This window comes from Acinetobacter sp. YH12235, from assembly GCF_013417705.1.
Lineage (GTDB): Bacteria > Pseudomonadota > Gammaproteobacteria > Pseudomonadales > Moraxellaceae > Acinetobacter.
In genome coordinates this window covers 21,400-39,979 of sequence record NZ_VPDL01000025.1, presented here as the reverse complement: position 1 = coordinate 39,979, position 18,580 = coordinate 21,400, and the positions used below count along the sequence as shown (strand labels likewise).

Sequence of the window (18,580 nt, the reverse complement as noted above, 5' to 3'; positions counted from 1 at the left end):
GAAATACTCAGAGATATTCATTACATAAAACCTTCGATCGGGAGGATTGACAGGAATTTTATTGAGGCTTTTTGATACCACTTCATTCCTGGCTCTTTTTTAAAGGTCTTTGTTTCACCTTTGGCATTGTGGATTTTCCAGTTAATGTTCTGGTTGGCATCTAGAACCAACTTATAGGCATACTTGCTTAAATTCTTGTCCATGGTTTCGTGTACTGCACGGGCCAGATTAGGACTATTTAGCAATACGCCAATTTCAGTATTCAAATAAGCTGAACGCGGATCGAAATTAAAAGAACCGATAAATACCTGTTTCTGGTCAATGGCCATCAGTTTGGCATGCAGGCTGGAACGGCTCAGGCCTTTTAAGCTGACCTTCGCTTTTTGTGCCAGCTCTTCAGTATTGGCATTCAGGTTGTCGGCATCTGGCGCGGCCAAAAACTCATAGAGCTTTACATCATTTTCCAGCAATTCCTGACGATATTTAGCATAAAAGGCATGGACCAGCGGCACGTCATTGGCCTTATAGGAATTGGTCAGTACTCGGACTTTGACATCTTCTGAAGCCAGTTTCTTGAGACGTTCTGCACCCTGTTTTTCCGGTACAAAATAGGCCGACACAATATCCACACTCTCTTCCGGTTTTTCCAGATGCTGTAGTAACTGGAAGTTCAAGTGATCTTCAGTTTTAGCCTTTGACTTGATTTTACTTGGTGGGTCTTTAACGACTTCAGCTTCTACCCAATCAAGCTGAATATTGTGTTCCAGCCATTTATCGAAAGCCTGAGAACGATTGGCCAGATTCAGGTAATTCTGGATTGCAGTATCATGGCTATATTCTTCCAGCTGCTGTTTCAGGCTCGGGTAGCGTAGCGTGTGATGGCGAGGATTAACGATCTGCCGCACCGGGTAGGCATAATCATCATTCCAGTATTCATCAAAAGAATGAATGATTTCATCAGAAGCGGCACCGACCAACATCACATCTACATCAGAGAACTGATAACTGTCACTGACGTTATAATACTGGTTACTCATATTACGGCCACCAATCAGGGCAATCTGGTTATCGGCAATAAAGCTTTTGTTGTGCATGCGGCGGTTGATCCGTTTTAGATCCAGCAGCATATCCATGGCACGGTATTTACGGAAACGGTAGGGGTTATACAGTTTGACCTCAATATTCTGGTGCTGGTCCAGCGCCAGATAAATACCTTCCATTTTCTTGGCATTGTTATCATCCATTAGTAGACGGACTTTTACGCCACGGTCTGCTGCCTGAATGAGGGCATGCAGAGCCAGTGCACCAATACGGTCGTTATCCCAGATATAATATTGCAGATCCAGACTGCGTTCCGCTTTATTAATCAGCTGGATACGTGCAGCGAGTGCTTCGAGCGGATCTGGTAACACGTGATAACCGGTCAGGCCAATATTCTGCCGACGTAAAGGTTCAACAATCTGGGCCAGACTGGTTTGCGATGTATCCGTTTCAAATGCCATCCGGCTAGGCTGTTCAGTTTGCGGAGGCAGCGTACTGCAAGCAGGAATGCCGAGTACCAGGCTGCAGCTCAGTAAAATGCCAGCTTTATAGCGGTAAGCTTTTGATAAGCCAGAGGGTTTTGAATGAGCGGAAGCGTGGGGAGCATTTACCATAAACATCAAAGACTGAAAAATTTGGATTGAGTATAATTGCCAGCTATGAAAAGATAAATATAAAGCCACTAATCAGCTCCTCGACTCGACAAGGCAAATCTATGTGGGATACCAGTTCCGTACTTTTTTATTTTTATCTAGGCATGGCCATTCTTGCCGTTTGGGCAGTTTATCAGGCCTGGTCGAGTCAGTCGCGTACAGAAACCATTCATCCCTTTAAAGCATTTTGTCACCTGCTGGCTTTCTATCTGGCCTATTTGCTGATTCCGCTGGTGTTCTTCAGTATTTATGCAGGATGGATGGGCTACTATTCGATTCATGAGTCTATTTTTATTTTCGTGATTAGTGCCGTACTCAGTTATGCACGGTTTATCGAGCCGCATTTGATTCGGGTTAAAACCACGCCTTATCAAATCAATCCTCAACAGAAACTTAAAAAACCGGTACGGATTGCCCTGATTGCAGATTTACATATTGGTCTGTTTTCTGGACATGAACGCCAGTTAAGACAGATTGTACATAAGCTGAACCATCTGAAACCGGACTTGGTGGTGGTTGCAGGGGACTGGACCTATGAACCGGAAAATAAACTGGCACAGGAGCTGGCTGTCTTAAAGGAAATTCATGCGCCGGTATATTCGGTGACAGGGAATCATGATGAACAGTATCCTGGCCCTCCGATTCAGGAATTGCTTCGTTATGCGCTGGAAGTGAATCAGGTCATGGATATTGAAGGGCAGATTGTCGAGTTTGATGAATTTCGTCTGTTAGGGGTAGGGGATCTTTGGGCTGGAAAAACCGATATGCGCGCAATGCCGGATCTGCCTCAAGACAAGCCTTGGGTGATTCTGTCGCATAATCCAGATACCGTGGATATGGTGCCGAAATTGCCAACACGACCATTGATGCTTTCTGGACATACGCATGGTGGGCAGGTCGAGTTACCCTGGCTGACGGATTATGTGATGAAAAAGGTTTCCATTCTGGGCCATAAAAAAGGCTTGTACCGGCATGAGCATGCAGATGTATTTGTGACCGTGGGAACGGGCATGGTAGGGGTACCATTTCGTTTTCGCGTACCACCAACCATTGATATTATCGAATTGGTCTAAAAAAAACTGATTCATTCGCTGCTGTTAAAGCAGTAGCCAGAGCACAATAATAATCAGTAAAATAACGGCTGCGGTGATCCAGATTTTCTTTTCAATCTCACGGCCGGGCACACGTTTGCCGACTTGCTGTGCAGCCACCTCAGTATCTTTAGCGATGCTAAGGTTGGGATGATCTGGAACTTCCAAAGATGTAGTTACCACCGGAATATTTTCATCAGCATCATCAGTAAAGCGTGGGCCGATATTGCCTTTATTGTCTCGATTAAGCGCCAGATCATGCTCTCTGACAATTTCATCAATGACCTGTATCGCCTGTGATTCATCTAAAGCTGTATGCGTCCGGATATAGCGAATGGCGTCCAGTTTTTTATCATCCTCTAGCAGAATCACAATATCTACCAGCTGTTCTTGAGTAAGTTGCTCAATAAGATCCTGCATTACTCTGCCTCATTCTTTGGCTTTATTTATTTGATTGTTCCCGAAATATCCGCAAAGAAGTAGCAAGTTTTTGTTGTGAAATCATAAAAAAAGCCAGCATGAACTGCTGGCTTTGATTGAGATGACTTAATCTGTCAAGATCTTTAGATCTGATTGTTTACATCATCATTTTTAGTTTCACGGATCAGCAAGAATGCAAGCAATGACAGGATAGAGGCTGCTGTGAGGTAATAACCTACTGCAGACAAGCCATACGTTGTTGCCAGTTTGGTTGCAATCAATGGTGCGAAAGATGCACCAAAAATACCCGCCAGGTTAAAGGTCAGTGCAGAACCGGTATAACGTACTGAAGTCGGGAAGATTTCAGACAATACAGTACCAATCGGACCATAAGTTAGACCCATGATCGCTAGGCCGATACATAAGAAGAAGAACACAACCAGCGTACTGCCTGATTCAAGCATGTCGGCAAAGAAGATACCGAAAATAGCAGAGACCACACATACCGCGATTGAAGTTGTCTTACGACCGAATTTTTCTGCAAGAACTGCTGAAAGTGGAATGAACGCGGCAAAGCACAGAGTTGCAACTAATTGCAATTGAAGGAATTCTTCACGTGTATAGCCGAGCTGTTTGGTACCCCATTGCAATGCGAATACAGTGGTCAGGTAGAACACCACGAATGTACAGATCGCAGCGATGGTACCCAATACCAGCATTTTAGAATGCTTTTTGAATACTTCGAAGAAGGGTACATTCACTTCTTTCTGCTTTTTCAACACGTTCTGGAATGCAGGGGTTTCATGCAGTTTCAAGCGAATCCATAAACCCATAATCACCAGTAGCGCACTAGAGATAAATGGAATACGCCAGCCCCATTGCATGAACTCTGCTTCAGACATGAATGCGCCAAGTGTCAAGAATGAGCCTGTTGCCAGAATGAAGCCAATTGGTGCACCAAGTTGCGGGAACATACCGTACCAGGCACGTTTACCTTCTGGCGCATTTTCAGTTGCCAGTAGAACCGCACCTGACCATTCACCACCCAAACCAAGGCCTTGGCCTAAACGACAAAGAGCTAATAATAATGGCGCAGCAATACCGATTTGTGCATAAGTTGGCAATAAACCAATGGCAACGGTAGAAAGACCCATGGTCAGTAAAGCAGCGACCAGTGTCGCTTTACGTCCGATCCGGTCTCCCAGATGACCAAACAGTGCAGCACCGATTGGACGGGCAATAAAGGCAATCGCAAAGGTTGCCAGCGACTGAATAGTCGCAGTCATAGGATCTGTACTTGTAGGGAAGAACAGATAAGGGAAAATAATAACGGCAGCTGTGGCATAAATATAGAAATCAAAGAACTCGATTGTAGTGCCTACTAAACTTGCTGTTAAAACACGAAATTTTGAATTGGTTGCTGTAGTTTCTGTTACAGCGATAGAATCTGAAGACGCCATGAATAACCTTACACTTACTAAAAATAAAAAACTTAGTTTTAAAAGCGTAATCTTTTTAAAAAAGGCGTAATTTTTTAAAAAAACAACTGCAATCTTCTCGTTTCAACTCGCTCAGGGTCACTGAAATGGAGAAATGAGATGATTAAATCACGTAAAGATAAATAGACAGAAAATGTGATCCTGCGCCTATCAATACAAAAATGTGCCAGATAGCGTGGGTATATCTTACTCTTTTTAAAGCGTAAAACAATGCACCTACAGTGTATGCTAAGCCACCAATGATCAGAAAGGTTAAAGATTGAGCACTTAAGTGCTGCTGCATATCGTCCATAACCAGTAATGCCAGCCATCCCATGACCAGATAAGCGACCAAAGAAAGTTTCTGGAAACGGTTGATGAAAATGAACTTGAATAGTGTTCCCAGTACAGCAATCACCCATAAGGCAATCAGTAAATACTGGGCTTTGGCTGTTGGAATCGCAATCGATAGAAACGGGGTATAGGTACCTGCAATCAGGTAGTAAATTGCCGTATGATCAACTTTTTTGTAAAAATAGCGTCGGTCAGCAGCAGTAGACATATGGTAGAGCATCGAAGCGGAAAACAGCAGAATCATGCTGAAAGCATAGACCCAAAGGCCAATCCATTGTCCGGTACTCAAATAAGAGCCTTTAATAATCAATAAAATACCGGCAATTAAAGCCAGTGCAGCACCGAGGCCATGACTAATATAATTAATCCGTTCCTCATTGTGATCATAATCTGGAACTAGGGGAGCATTCTGCATGGTTGTCATTCTTTTTAAATATACACTTGTATAATAATTCAATTTTGCTTTTAAGTTAAGAACAATTAAACTTGAGCAGCAATTCATATCAGGTTTTTCTTATGTCGACATCGACTTCTCTCTCGGTTCAGGAACAACAGTTCTTGGAGGCTTTTCAGCAAGCCTTTGAAACTGATCATTTTGATCGTCTGATCTTAAGTCAGTATAAAGGTGAACTTGAACAATTGGAGAAAATGACCTTTAGAGTCATTTCGCTCAATGAACAGAAGGTTTTGAGCTGTGTCTATCGATACAAGACTCAGGATGTCACCAAAAACTATCCTTTGAATGAAGCCTTGACTCAAGTAACGGAATTATTGGCCTGTTGCAAGCAAGCTAACCTGTTTACCGATCAGGAAGAATTGCAGCTGAAGAAAAACAAGAAAAAGGCCATGCTGACACGAAGTAAAGCTAAACCTGCCTCTACAAAGACAAAAGCCGAGCAGGGCCATGACCGGGTTAAACAGCGTTATGTCGATCAGGACAGTGTATTCCTACAGCATTTAGGAATCACCGATCAGCAAGGCCAGATCATTCCGAGCATGGCGCGTAAGTGGAAACAGATTAATAAATTTGTCGAGATTTTCTCAGGCGCACTGGCATAAATCCAGCCACAGGAACAAGGATTACGTATCGTTGATTTTGGTTCAGGTAAGGGATATTTAACCTGTGCGCTATATGATTATATGCAAAAACATGGTCAGACGCCGTATGTCACCGGCGTAGAGCTGAATCCGAAAATGGTCGAGTTCTGTCAGAATGTCGCGCAGCAATCTGGTTTTAGCCAGCTGGATTTCTTCCAGGGCGATGTGCGTACCTATGAACCGGAACGTCTCGATGTGATGATCGCTCTGCATGCCTGTGATGTGGCGACCGATTTTGCAATCCATAGCGGTATTCGCTTGAATGCACAGATCATCATGTGTGCTCCATGCTGTCATAAAGAGTTAAGACCGCAATTACAGAGTCCGAAAGTGCTGTCACCAATGTTGCAGTTTGGCATCCATGCTGGGCAGCAAGCCGAAATGCTGACGGATACCATTCGTGCCTTATTGCTTAAGGCGTATGGGTATGAAACCAAGGTCTTTGAATTTGTGGCCCTAGAACACACCAGTAAAAATAAAATGATTCTGGCGACCAAACGGAAGGATTATGGACAGCCCGATCAGGCTGTTCTCGCCCAGATTCAGGCATTGAAAGAGATGTATGGGATTCAAAAACATTCACTGGAATTGTTATTGAATAACCAGTGGGATCAGCAGGGAATTGGTTCTAAATGCTAAACAATAAAAATCTTAAAATCATGTCAGGTAGCTGGGAGGAGTTAGCCCAAGATGCCAGAGTGATACGTGAAGCCGTTTTTATTCAGGAACAGCAAATTGCTCCCGAAGATGAATGGGATGCTGAGGATGCAATCTCTACGCATTTTGTGGCTTATTTACAGGATCAACCCGTTGCAACTGCACGCTTATTAAAAAATCACAGTATTGGTCGTGTAGCTGTGTTGCAGTCGGCACGTGGTACGGGTATCGGCCAAAATATCATGCAGGCTGTGATTGATCAGGCCAAGACAGAGCAACGTGAATTCCTAAAGCTTTCTTCACAGGTACATGCGATTGGCTTTTATCAGAACTTGGGTTTTGACGTGCAGGGTGAAGAATATCTGGATTGTGGCATTCCACATATAGATATGTATCTCAGCTTAAAAGACTAAAAAATAAAAAAGCGAGGAAAACCTCGCTTTTTTAAATTTGATCTTGGAACTGCTTAGTGGCCATGAGTGGTATTTTCGTCATGGCTAGCATTGTCCATCTGTGCATGTTCTTCAGCAGACATATTGTGCTCTTCCACGCTCGTCTCATGAGTCTGATGAGATGAAGAGGTCGCCTGACGAGCTTCACGGTCAGCCTGTGCTTTGGCTAAAGCTTCTGGAGACATCGCAGGTGCATTCTTAAATGCATGCTGCTGGGTATTTTCTTTCTTTTGCTGGCTTGGCATGTAGTCTGGTTCATTACTGACCGCAAGCCAGAAAAACAACATGAATAATCCACCTAAAATACAGAAGATAATCAGTGCTTTCCAACCCCAAGGTGATTTTTCAGGTGAACTGTGATCAGTCATATGCATGTACCCATCGTGGATGTCTAACTCATGTAACTTTATAACATAAATTGCCTGGAAAGCAGATCAAAATGTGTCATTTAGAGAGAATATCAAACTTAGAAATTCTATAGCGTTGAAATAAAAAAAGAGGAGCTAAGCTCCTCTTTTTAGACTCAGGTTTTAAAAACGCTGGCCTTCAGCAACTTTCTGTTTGAGTAACTGTGGCGCTTTGAAACGTTCGCCATATTTACGTTCCAAGATTTCAGTACGATTCAAGGCCTTGGTTAAACCATACTGGTTCAAGAACTGCACAGCACCTCCCGTCCAGGCGGCAAAACCAATTCCAAAGATTGACCCGATATTCGCATCGACCACTGACTCCAGCACACCTTCTTCCAGACAGCGCACAGTATCGAGGGCTTGAACAAACAGGAAGCGGTCTATCATTTCCTGTTCAGAAATATCCACTTCTTTATACCAATGCTCCAAGCCAGACCATAGCTGCTTTTTGCCCCCTTCAGGATAGTCATAAAAACCTGCACCAGCAGCTTTGCCTTTACGGTTAAACTCATGAATCATGGTTTGAATCACGGCATCCGCATCGGTGCTTGGACGTTCTTTGCCTTGTGTAGCCAGAGCCTTACGGCTTTCTGCAGCTACATGCTCAGAAAGCGTCAGAGAGACTTCATCCTGAATAGCAAGTGGTCCGACTGGCATACCGGCTTTCAGCGCAGCCATTTCAATACGAGCTGGATGCACACCTTCGGCAAGCAAACGTAATCCTTCCTGTACAAAGGTGCCAAAGACACGGCTAGTAAAGAAGCCACGGCTGTCATTCACTACAATCGGTAGCTTGCCAATCTGCTGCACATAGTCAAATGCCTTGGCCAGTGTTTCTGCTGAAGTATTTTTCCCCTTAATGATCTCGACCAGTTGCATTTTGTCGACTGGGCTAAAGAAATGCAGACCGATAAAATTTGCCTGATTCTGAGAGGCTTGAGCTAGGTCACTGATGGGTAGAGTTGAGGTATTGGATGCCATTACACCGTTGGCTGATAAATATTGCTCTGCTTCCTGAGTAACTTTGGCTTTGAGTTCCTGATTTTCAAATACTGCTTCAATAATCAGGTCACAACCTGCTAAATCTGCCATGCTCGCAGTAGCATGGATCAGAGCTAAAATCTGGTCACGTTTTTCGGCTGTTAAGCGGCCTTGAGCCACTTTTTTATCCAGTAATTTCTGGCTATACGCTTTGCCTTTTTCCGCAGCTTCGACCGAAATATCCTTCAGCACCACCTGAATGCCTTTACTGGCAGTGACATAGGCAATACCAGCACCCATCATGCCTGCACCCAAAATACCTACTTTAGTGGCTTTCCATGGCGTAAAGTCTTTAGGACGGCTGGCACCCGACTTGATGGCATTCATGCCATGCCAGAATGTACCGATCATGTTCTTGGAAATCTGGCCGGTAGCGAGATAGGTGAAATAACGCGACTCAATTCTTAGCGCAGTATCGACATCAACCTGAGCACCTTCAACCGCAGCGGAGAGAATAGATTCTGGTGCTGGATAACAACCCTTGGTTTTATCACGCAACATCGCAGGAGCAATGGCCAGCATCTGTGCAACGGCAGGCGAAGAAGGAGAGCCTCCCGGAATTTTGTAGCCTTTTACATCGAAAGGCTGTTGAGATTGCGGATGTTGTTTAATCCAGGCTATAGATTTATCTAGTAACTCATCCAGTGAGTCGGCTGTGTCATGCACCAGTCCCAAAGACTTGGCTTTCTCTACACCGAACTGTTTGCCTTCCATCAGCAAAGGTAAGGCATTTTGCAGGCCTAGCAGACGAACCATGCGGACAATACCGCCACCGCCTGGCAGCAAGCCTAAAGTGACTTCAGGTAAACCAAACTTGGTTTTGGCATCATTCAGCGCAATACGATGATGGGCACATAAAGCAATTTCCCAACCACCGCCTAAGGCTGTACCATTTAAAGCTGCCACTACTGGAATACCACGCGTTTCGATATAACGCAGTTTGGCTTTCATGTCTTCAATCATATTGAAGAATTCGGTGGCATGTTCAGGCGTCGCCTGAATTAACTCATCTAGATCACCGCCAGCAAAGAATGTTTTTTTTGCTGATCGGAAAATAATCCCGGCGATCTGTTCATCTGCTTGTAACTGGGCAACGACTTCTTCCAGAGTCGCGCGAAAGTCGGCATTCATGGTATTGGCGGACTGGTTCGGAGAATCAAAGGTCAGAATGACAATGTGATCTTCAGTTTTTTGATATTGAATTGCGCTCATGCTGATCTCCTTATACCAACTCAATAATGGTTGCGATGCCCATACCACCACCCACACACAGGGTAGCCAGTCCACGTTTCTTACCTTGACGTTCCAGTTCATCCAGTAAAGTGCCTAGAATCATGGCGCCGGTCGCACCGAGTGGATGTCCCATGGCAATGGCACCACCATTAACATTGACTTTGGCAGGATCAACTTTCATTTCATTGATAAAGCGCATCATCACAGCAGCGAAAGCTTCATTGACTTCAAACAGATCGATGTCATCAATGGTGAGTCCAGCTTTGGCTAAAGCCTTACGTGCAGCCGGGGCAGGGCCGGTCAGCATAATGGTTGGATCGGCACCAACCAGTGCCGTTGCCAGTACTTTGGCGCGTGGCTTGAGATTTTGCTGTTGCACTGCCTGTTCGGAGGCAAGTAATACGACTGCTGCACCATCCACAATGCCTGAAGAATTACCCGCATGGTGTACATGGTTTACAGAGCCTACTTCCGGATATTTCTGTAGAGCGATGGCATCAAAGCCTATCTGGCCCATCGTTGCAAAACTTGGCTTTAATGCACTTAAGCCTTCTGCAGTTGTTGTCGGTTTAATGAATTCATCTTTGTCTAGAATCACGACGCCAGCTTTATCTTTCACTGGAATAATAGATTTATCAAAATAACCATTCGCTTGGGCTGCTGCCGCTTTCTTTTGTGATTGCTCGGCGAATTGATCTACATCTGCACGACTATAACCATCAATGGTCGCGATCAGGTCAGCCCCTATGCCTTGTGGAATAAAATCGCAAGCCATATTGGTTTCAGGATCTAATGCCCACGGGCCGCCATCAGAACCCATCGGAACGCGAGACATGGATTCAACACCACCCGCAACGACCAGATCTTCCCAGCCTGAACGAACTTTTTGTGCTGCCAGATTTACAGCTTCCAGACCCGAAGCACAGAAACGGTTGATCTGAACGCCAGCCACATCATTGTCCCAGCCTGCGGCAATTGCAGCAGTTTTGGCAATGTCTGCACCCTGATCACCGATTGGAGTCACACAGCCCAGCACAATATCATCCACCTGAGATGTATCCAGGTTATGGCGTTCTTTCAGTTCATTTAAGAGCGTAGTCAGTAAACTAATTGGTTTAACTTCATGTAATGATCCGTCTTTTTTTCCCTTTCCGCGTGGCGTGCGAATGGCATCAATAATATAGGCCTCGCTCATACAATATCCTTTTCTTGCTTTACTGAAATTGTTCTAATGCTTCGAGTGTAATGATTAAATCTTGAAGTGCAATGACGAGAACGGACCAGATCATTTGAGCAATTTGGTCAGTCTTGATGAATAAAAAGCGGGTATAAAAAAGCCCAAGTCTGGAGCTTGGGCTAGGGGCTTGTAGCGCTTAATAAACGATACTTTTCAAGTATACATTTTTAGAGCAAGGTTTTTAATGGTAACCGTGTAACTGACGGTATAGGCCTGGTGTTACCCCTGTCCATTTTTTGAAAGCACGGTGGAAAGTACTGGTTTCACTAAAGCCGACCTGTTGTGCAACATCTTCCAGAGTCAGATCCGGATTAAGCAATAAGTGAATTGCGGCATCACGGCGCAGTGCATCTTTCACGCCCTGATAGCTCTTGCCTTCAGCAGCCAGACGGCGACGCAAGGTTTGTGGAGAAAGGTAGAGCATTGATGCGACATCATTCAAGGTCGGCATTTCTTCACCGATCTGGCTCTTCAATACATCCCGGATCCGCGAAGTCAGCGAGTTGGTATTTTTAAATTTAACTAGAAGTTGAGCAGGTGCTGCTTTCAGGAATTCTTCCAGCGTTTCTTCATTCTGGCGAATTGGCAAATCCAGATAATCCGCTGCAAAGGTAATTTCAGTACGCGGCATATCGAATTGCATCACAGGTGCAAAGAACAGCGCATCGTATTCATCTGCATGCTCAGGGCGAGGGTAGCTGAAATGTACACGTTCCAGCGGCAGACGACGTTCAATTAACCACGATGCCAGACCATGCCAGATCATCAACATACTTTCAGTAATAAAGTGTTCCGGATCCATCGAATTTGGGATCAGGGGAACCAGGCGCGCTTCATGCTTGTCACGTTCCAGGGTTACAGACCAGTCATCACCAAAGAGTTTGTAGAATTGAGAAGAAAGCTCGAGTGCATCGCCCAGCGTTTTGGCATGGATAATCAGCTGACACATGATCGCGAAAGTGCCCAGACGACGCGGCTGTTTGTCAAAGCCGACATGTTCGTCCTGGGTCACCATCCAGAGCATCTTGATAAAACGGGTATATTGTTCAGGCGAAATACGGGCCTTCGGCTGATGCAGAAGCTCGGCTTCAATCCCAACGTGAGACAATAAAGTATCGACATCCATGCCCAGGCGCTTAACGCCGTATAAGGCTGCATTGACGAAATGGATACTGATCGTATCACGACTCATGTTTAATCCTTCAGTCTCTTTAATGTTCACTAATATTTGACCTAAATGACAAAAAATAAAAAATCAATGGCAATTTACAAGAATCCAATTACCATTTTCTTACATGTTAAATTGCCGAAACTATCAAGGTAAATGGCTGAACATGACATTGTTTTTGGACATTTATGTTCTTATGATGAGACAAAAAGCGATATAAATAGAGTAATAACTCCAATGTCATATGCATTAAAAGGTTTGAAAATATTAGATTTTTCTACATTATTGCCCGGTCCATTTGCCACATTATATCTTGCAGACATGGGTGCAGAAGTTGTGCATATTGAATCACCCACACGTCCTGATCTGGTGCGTTTAATGCCACCTTTTGCACATGGACAGGCCACAATGCATAATTATCTGAACCGAAACAAACATTCTGTCGCACTGGATTTAAAGAATCCCGAACATATTGAACAGATTAAATCCCGAATTGCAGATTATGACATTATTGTAGAACAATTTCGTCCAGGTGTGATGCAACGGCTTGGTCTGGATTATCCAACGCTCAGTGCGCTCAACCCACGCTTAATTTATTGCTCGATTACCGGTTATGGCCAAACGGGTCTATATAAAGATCGGGCAGGGCATGACATTAACTATTTGGCTTTATCTGGGATTGCTGGACATAGTGGCCGGATTGAAAGCGGCCCACCGGCAATGGGAATCCAGATTGCTGATGTCGCGGGCGGTTCTATGCATGCACTGGTTGCCATTCTGGCAGCGGTGATTGAGCGGCAGAGCAGTGGTCAGGGACAATATATTGATATTTCCATGACCGATTGCGCGGCGACATTAAATAATATGGCAGCTTCTGCTAGTCTGGCGGGTAATCAGCATCAGCAGATAGAATCAGGTTACTTAAATGGTGGTACCTTTTATGACTATTATCAAACTCAGGATAATCGCTATCTATCAATAGGCAGTCTGGAGCCTCAATTCATGCAAGGTCTGGCACAATTGCTGGATTTGCCGATTCTTCTGGAAAAAGGTGCTTCTTTTGCACCTGAAGATCATGCTTTAGTGAAACAGGCGATTCGCGATAAAATCATTGTCCAACCTCTATCTCACTGGCAAGCCTTATTTTCTCAGGCAGATTTCTGTGTTGAACCTGTATTGAAGCTTGATGAAGCCCTGCATTCTGAGCTGGCGCAGCAACGTGAATGGGTGGTGCAGGTGCCAGTTAAAGCTGATCAGCGGGAGCAAACCGAAGCTCAACTGGCTTGCCCGATCAAGTTTTCAAGATCAACTATGCGATATCAATTTATTGGTCAGGCTTTAGGCGAAACCAAAGAGTGGTAATTGAGCGACTTTCTCATTTTGGTTTATGAAAAAAACTGCTAAAGATTTAAAAAATAAATCATTCACGTTAAAAATCAGAAGAAGCTGATCTAAAGCTTTATATCATTGAAAGTTTGCTAGGCTTATCAATAAAATCGCTATGAAATATGTATAAAAAGCATTTTATTGATAGATTCAATGTCGTTATCCTTGCCGACGATATAATAGAAACTACTAGCTGTACGCCATGTATTTATATACTGATTTCGATCAGCAACTGATTAATGAACGTGTTGCACAGTTCCGTGACCAGACGGAACGTTATTTAGCGGGCAAATTGACGGAAGATGAATACCGTCCGCTCCGCCTTCAAAATGGTCTTTATGTACAACGTTATGCGCCTATGTTGCGTATTGCGGTACCTTATGGCCTGATGAATTCTAAACAACTTCGTAAAGTGGCTGATCTGGCGAAAGAGTATGATCGTGGCTATGCACACGTTTCAACCCGTCAGAATATCCAGTTTAACTGGCCTGCACTAGAAAACGTGCCTGATATGCTGGCTGAACTGGCAACCGTGCAAATGCATGCGATCCAGACTTCAGGGAACTGTATCCGTAATACTACCACTGACCAGTATGCAGGTGTGGTGGCAGGTGAAATTGCAGATCCACGTCCGACCTGTGAATTGATCCGTCAATGGTCAACTTTCCACCCGGAATTTGCTTTCCTGCCACGTAAGTTCAAGATTGCGGTATCTTCGCTGGAAGAGATTGACCGTGCAGCAACTTCATTCCACGATATCGGTGTCTATATCGTAAAAAATGAAGCTGGAGAAATCGGTTATAAAATTAAAGTCGGTGGTGGCTTGGGCCGTACGCCAGTAATTGGTAGTTTTATTCGTGACTTCCTACCACGTGAAGACCTGATTGCTTATCTTGAAGCAGTACTACGTGTCTATAACCTGCACGGCCGTCGCGACAACAAATATAAGGCGCGTATCAAAATCTTGGTAAAAGCTCTGACGCCTGAAGTCTTTGCTGAGAAAGTTGAAGCCGAATTTGCACATACTGTTAAAACGTTGAAGATTGATGCTGAAACGCTGGCGAGAATGGATGAAAACTTTACTCCATTTGATTACCAGGATTATGCAGATGAAGACTTCACAGAGCTGTTTGCTCAGTATCCGAAGTTTAAGCAATGGTTCAACATCAATACCAATGCCCATAAAGTGAAAGGTTATCGTATTGTCACGATTTCACTGAAACGTGCAGGCATTGCACCGGGTGATGTGACCACTGAGGAAATGAACCTGATTGCAGATCTTGCAGACAAGTACACCTTCGGTGAACTGCGTACGACTCACGAGCAAAATATTGCGCTGGTAGATGTACCACAAAAAGACCTGTTCGAATTGTGGCAGACGCTGGATCAGCATAACCTGGCACGTGCACATATCGGTTTCTTGACTGATATTATCTGCTGCCCAGGCGGTGACTTCTGTTCATTAGCAAATGCTAAATCCATTCCAATTTCTGAAGCGATTTCACGCCGTTTTGATGATCTGGATACCATTTACAACTTGGGTAAACTGGACCTGAACATTTCAGGTTGTATGAATGCCTGTGGTCATCACCATGTAGGTAACATCGGAATACTGGGTGTAGATAAAAAAGGCGCTGAATTCTATCAGATCACTTTAGGTGGTAATGCGGATCATGATGCCTCTATTGGTGACATTCTTGGGCCATCATTTGCTGCAGAAGTGGTGCCGGATATCGTAGAAGAAATTCTGAATACTTATCTTGACTTGCGTCAGGACGGTGAAGAGTTTATCGATACTTATCGTCGTGTCGGCATTCAACCATTCAAGGAGCGCGCATATGCTTAATACCGCACTACAAGTGCTCTCTAAAGATGGCACAATTGCAGATAACACTTACCAGTTAATTGATGAAGAGGGTGTATTGCCACAGGGTGATGTGGTTCTGACTGTAGAGCAGTTAGACCAGATTGCCAATATTTCTGGTAAAAAAGCATTGTACTTAACGGTTGATGCTTCACCTGAAACCAATGAATTCCCACTAGACCAACTTGATGCTATTTTTATTGAGTTTGCAGGTTTTAATGATGGCCGTGGTTATTCATTTGCTGCATTGCTTCGCCGTCAAGGTTTCCAGGGTGAGCTGCGTGCGACTGGTGATGTGTTCAAAGATGTCTTGAACTACATGAAGCGTTCTGGTTTCGATACTTTTGTCATTAAAGAAGGTAAAGATATTCAGGAAGCCGCTGCAGGTTTGGGTGATTTTACCAATCCTTACCAAGCTTCTACAGCAGTACCGACGCCGAATTATCAAACTGGGGCTTAATTCACCTTCAACTAAAAAAGCCTCCATCTGGAGGCTTTTTTATATTTAAATCTTAGGGTGCACGTTCTTCAAGTAGGCAGTTAATCATCCATTGCACTCCGAATTGATCCGTAAAGGCACTATAAAGCGCACCCCAAAAGGTTTTTTCTAAAGGCATTTCGATTTGACCATTCACCGATAAAGCTTCATAGAGTCGTTTGGCTTCATCCTGTTCATTGGCACTTAAAATAATCGCAATATAGTGATTAGTACCCTTACTAAATGCTGGTGTATTTTCAGTACAGAGTTTGTCATTGATATCAGAGCCCATGAGCTCTGTGTATTCATTAATTGGAAGTGAGATATGCAAAATCAGATTTTTTTCTTCATCTGATAAATCAATTCCTTGCTGTCCAGGCGTATCTCCATAACGGGTTAGACTGGAAAATTCGCCACCAAATACCGAACGATAAAAGGTAAAGGCAGCTTCGGTTTCACCCTGGAAATTGAGATAGTGATTAAGTCGCATGCAGGATTCCTTTTCTTATTCTGAATCCCTTTAATTTACGCCCTGAATTGAATCTGATTGATAAAGAAGCTTTATGAAAATGTAATTAAAAGAATTTACTTTATGGATAGATAATAAAAAAATGAAATATTTATAAAATAAAAAGAGGGCTATAAAAGCCCTCTCTACGAATTGATTATAAAAGAATTAGATCAGTTCGATTGCGACCGCAGTTGCTTCACCACCGCCAATACATAGCGCAGCGATACCATGTTTACCGCCTGTACGTTTCAATGCATGAATCAAGGTCAGGATAATACGTGAACCTGTAGAACCAACCGGGTGACCGAGCGCACATGCACCACCATTGATGTTGACTTTTTCAGGATCAAGCTTGAACTCATCCATTGGGCACATGGTGACCATAGCAAACGCTTCATTGATTTCCCAAAGGTCAACTTCCTCAGCTTTCCAGCCAGTTTTATCCAGAACTTTCTGAATCGCACCCACTGGCGCAATCGTGAATTCAGATGGATGCTGGGAGTTTGAAGCATAAGCAATGATTTTAGCCAAAGGCGCTAAACCTTTAGCTGCTGCATTGTCGCTTGAAGTCAGAACAAGGGCAGAGGCACCATCTGAAATTGAGCTGGCATTTGCTGCCGTAATTGTCCCGTCTTTTGCAAAAGCAGGACGAAGAGTTGGAATCTTATCAATATTGGCATTGAAAGGTTGTTCGTCCTTATCAACTACGACATCACCTTTACGGGTGGAAACAGTGACTGGCACGATTTCATCAGCGAAGTAACCTTCATTGACTGCAGTTTGAGCACGTTTCAGTGAACGGATCGCAAACTCATCCATCTGTTCACGGGTATAGCCTTTTGTATTCGCCATATCTTGAGCAAATGAGCCCATCAGGCGACCAGTTTCGGCATCTTCCAGGCCATCCAGGAACATATGGTCCTTGATTTCACCATGACCCATACGGAAACCGCCACGCGCTTTTGGCAATACATATGGCGCATTGGTCATGGATTCCATCCCACCTGCAACCACATAAGTTGCAGAACCTGCCTTAATCATATCTGCCGCTTGCATAACTGCTTTCATGCCTGAACCACATAATTTGTTGATGGTGACGGCACCTGTAGAATCAGGCAGACCCGCTTTACGCATCGCTTGACGAGCAGGACCTTGTTTTAAACCTGCCGGGAGTACACAACCCATAATGACTTCTTCAATATCGGTTGGCTGCAAGCCTGAACGAGCAATCGCTTCTTTGATGGTGACAGCACCCAGTTCAGGTGCAGTAACGCTAGCCAAGCTGCCTTGAAAGCCGCCCATCGCTGTACGTGCGCCATTGACAATTACGATGTCAGTCATTGTTATATCTCCCTATAAGTTTTGATCATTTTTTCTCGAACCTAAGCAGTATATTGAAAAAAGTACAGGATTAAAGTCCTAATCTGGATAAATCATAGACTCTAGGGTTTTATTAACAGGAAGCCATATGTTCGATTCGGATATGTCCCATTTTATTCAAGACAATACGTTGCTGGGACGAAAGGTGAGTAGAACAATAATAAAAGCTGCCATTCGATCCAATTGGTAAAGCCGTCTGGGCTTGATAAGTTACGTTCGGCATACTTAAAGCACCTCGCCAACTCAAGTTACCGTATTTAAGATTAAGTTGTTCAATGTGTAAAATTTGTTCGTCATTGTCGACTTGACGATTACGGTTTTTATCAATAAATACCAGCAAATTTTTATTCCATTGGTTTGCTTGGCAGGTTAATGAATCTTGACTGGGACAAATCACAATATTCTGGTGAAACACAGCTGCCTGGCTGCGTGCATAACGATTGGTTGCTGTAAGTTTCATCGGAATATTTTTGGCTTCCTGCTTGGATAAATAATCATGAAAGTAAGGCAAGGCAATTGTGACCACAATTGCGATAAGGGCAATACAGATAATTAACTCAACAATAGTGAACGCTCTTGTTATCTTTTTATACATAGAGTTACCTGATTTATATATTATTTTTATTTG

General features: G+C 43.8%; 16 protein-coding genes and 1 pseudogene. 6 read left to right on the top strand and 11 right to left on the bottom strand.

Annotation, left to right across the window (positions count from 1 at the left end; all coding sequences use genetic code 11):
* Positions 1–20: 20 nt before the first annotated feature.
* Complete coding sequence (locus FTV13_RS12485; RefSeq protein WP_179993348.1) at positions 21–1,655, bottom strand: phospholipase D family protein; 1,635 nt, start codon at positions 1,653–1,655, stop codon at positions 21–23.
* Positions 1,656–1,756: 101 nt separating this feature from the next.
* Here FTV13_RS12485 and FTV13_RS12480 point away from each other — a divergent pair, with 101 nt between their 5' ends.
* Positions 1,757–2,767 (top strand): metallophosphoesterase, encoded by a 1,011-nt coding sequence (locus FTV13_RS12480; protein WP_179993349.1) that lies wholly within the window; start codon positions 1,757–1,759, stop codon positions 2,765–2,767.
* 24 nt (positions 2,768–2,791) lie between these two features.
* On the opposite strand, the gene FTV13_RS12475 is transcribed toward FTV13_RS12480, so the two are convergent.
* From FTV13_RS12475 to FTV13_RS12465, 3 genes are all read right to left on the bottom strand, one after another.
* The gene (locus FTV13_RS12475) at positions 2,792–3,205 is read right to left on the bottom strand and encodes a hypothetical protein (RefSeq protein WP_180012195.1); all 414 of its coding nucleotides are present in this window, start codon (positions 3,203–3,205) and stop codon (positions 2,792–2,794) included.
* A gap of 143 nt (positions 3,206–3,348) precedes the next feature.
* The gene (locus tag FTV13_RS12470; RefSeq protein ID WP_180003873.1) at positions 3,349–4,665 is read right to left on the bottom strand and encodes an MFS transporter; all 1,317 of its coding nucleotides are present in this window, start codon (positions 4,663–4,665) and stop codon (positions 3,349–3,351) included.
* 142 nt (positions 4,666–4,807) lie between these two features.
* The gene (locus tag FTV13_RS12465) at positions 4,808–5,452 is read right to left on the bottom strand and encodes a hemolysin III family protein (protein WP_180012193.1); all 645 of its coding nucleotides are present in this window, start codon (positions 5,450–5,452) and stop codon (positions 4,808–4,810) included.
* A gap of 101 nt (positions 5,453–5,553) precedes the next feature.
* On the opposite strand from FTV13_RS12465, the pseudogene FTV13_RS12460 reads away from it, so the two are divergent.
* Together FTV13_RS12460 and FTV13_RS12455 are read left to right on the top strand one after the other, a co-directional pair.
* A pseudogene (locus FTV13_RS12460) lies at positions 5,554–6,774 on the top strand (SAM-dependent methyltransferase).
* Positions 6,768–7,205: a GNAT family N-acetyltransferase gene (locus tag FTV13_RS12455; protein ID WP_180012191.1), complete on the top strand. Its 438-nt coding sequence runs from the start codon at positions 6,768–6,770 to the stop codon at positions 7,203–7,205. Before FTV13_RS12460 ends, FTV13_RS12455 begins: the two are co-directional and overlap by 7 nt.
* A 53-nt stretch (positions 7,206–7,258) precedes the next feature.
* On the opposite strand, the gene FTV13_RS12450 is transcribed toward FTV13_RS12455, so the two are convergent.
* From FTV13_RS12450 to FTV13_RS12435, 4 genes are all read right to left on the bottom strand, one after another.
* The gene (locus tag FTV13_RS12450) at positions 7,259–7,612 is read right to left on the bottom strand and encodes a hypothetical protein (RefSeq protein WP_034705429.1); all 354 of its coding nucleotides are present in this window, start codon (positions 7,610–7,612) and stop codon (positions 7,259–7,261) included.
* Between the two features lie 162 nt (positions 7,613–7,774).
* A complete protein-coding gene (locus FTV13_RS12445; RefSeq protein WP_180012189.1) occupies positions 7,775–9,907 on the bottom strand; it encodes a 3-hydroxyacyl-CoA dehydrogenase NAD-binding domain-containing protein in 2,133 nt (710 codons plus the stop codon).
* Positions 9,908–9,917: 10 nt separating this feature from the next.
* Positions 9,918–11,123: an acetyl-CoA C-acetyltransferase gene (locus FTV13_RS12440; protein WP_180012187.1), complete on the bottom strand. Its 1,206-nt coding sequence runs from the start codon at positions 11,121–11,123 to the stop codon at positions 9,918–9,920.
* A 223-nt stretch (positions 11,124–11,346) separates the two neighbouring features.
* Complete coding sequence (locus FTV13_RS12435; RefSeq protein WP_180012185.1) at positions 11,347–12,357, bottom strand: AraC family transcriptional regulator; 1,011 nt, start codon at positions 12,355–12,357, stop codon at positions 11,347–11,349.
* 213 nt (positions 12,358–12,570) lie between these two features.
* Between FTV13_RS12435 and FTV13_RS12430 the strand changes: the two genes are divergently transcribed.
* The 3 genes from FTV13_RS12430 to FTV13_RS12420 all read left to right on the top strand — a co-directional run bounded on the left by FTV13_RS12430 (position 12,571) and on the right by FTV13_RS12420 (position 16,043).
* Positions 12,571–13,695, top strand: coding sequence for a CaiB/BaiF CoA-transferase family protein (locus FTV13_RS12430; protein ID WP_180012183.1), 1,125 nt, complete (start codon positions 12,571–12,573; stop codon positions 13,693–13,695).
* 226 nt (positions 13,696–13,921) lie between these two features.
* Positions 13,922–15,565: a nitrite/sulfite reductase gene (locus FTV13_RS12425; protein ID WP_180012181.1), complete on the top strand. Its 1,644-nt coding sequence runs from the start codon at positions 13,922–13,924 to the stop codon at positions 15,563–15,565.
* Positions 15,558–16,043, top strand: a complete 486-nt coding sequence (locus FTV13_RS12420) for a DUF934 domain-containing protein (protein ID WP_180012179.1) — start codon at positions 15,558–15,560, stop codon at positions 16,041–16,043. Before FTV13_RS12425 ends, FTV13_RS12420 begins: the two co-directional genes overlap by 8 nt.
* A gap of 52 nt (positions 16,044–16,095) precedes the next feature.
* Here the strand turns inward: FTV13_RS12420 and FTV13_RS12415 are convergent, their stop codons facing one another.
* The 3 genes from FTV13_RS12415 to FTV13_RS12405 all read right to left on the bottom strand — a co-directional run bounded on the left by FTV13_RS12415 (position 16,096) and on the right by FTV13_RS12405 (position 18,547).
* Entirely contained in the window at positions 16,096–16,551 is a 456-nt protein-coding gene (locus FTV13_RS12415) for a VOC family protein (RefSeq protein WP_179993197.1), read from the bottom strand.
* Positions 16,552–16,737: 186 nt separating this feature from the next.
* Entirely contained in the window at positions 16,738–17,913 is a 1,176-nt protein-coding gene (locus FTV13_RS12410; RefSeq protein ID WP_180012177.1) for an acetyl-CoA C-acyltransferase, read from the bottom strand.
* A gap of 112 nt (positions 17,914–18,025) precedes the next feature.
* A complete protein-coding gene (locus tag FTV13_RS12405) occupies positions 18,026–18,547 on the bottom strand; it encodes a GspH/FimT family pseudopilin (RefSeq protein ID WP_180012175.1) in 522 nt (173 codons plus the stop codon).
* Between the last annotated feature and the right edge of the window lie 33 nt (positions 18,548–18,580).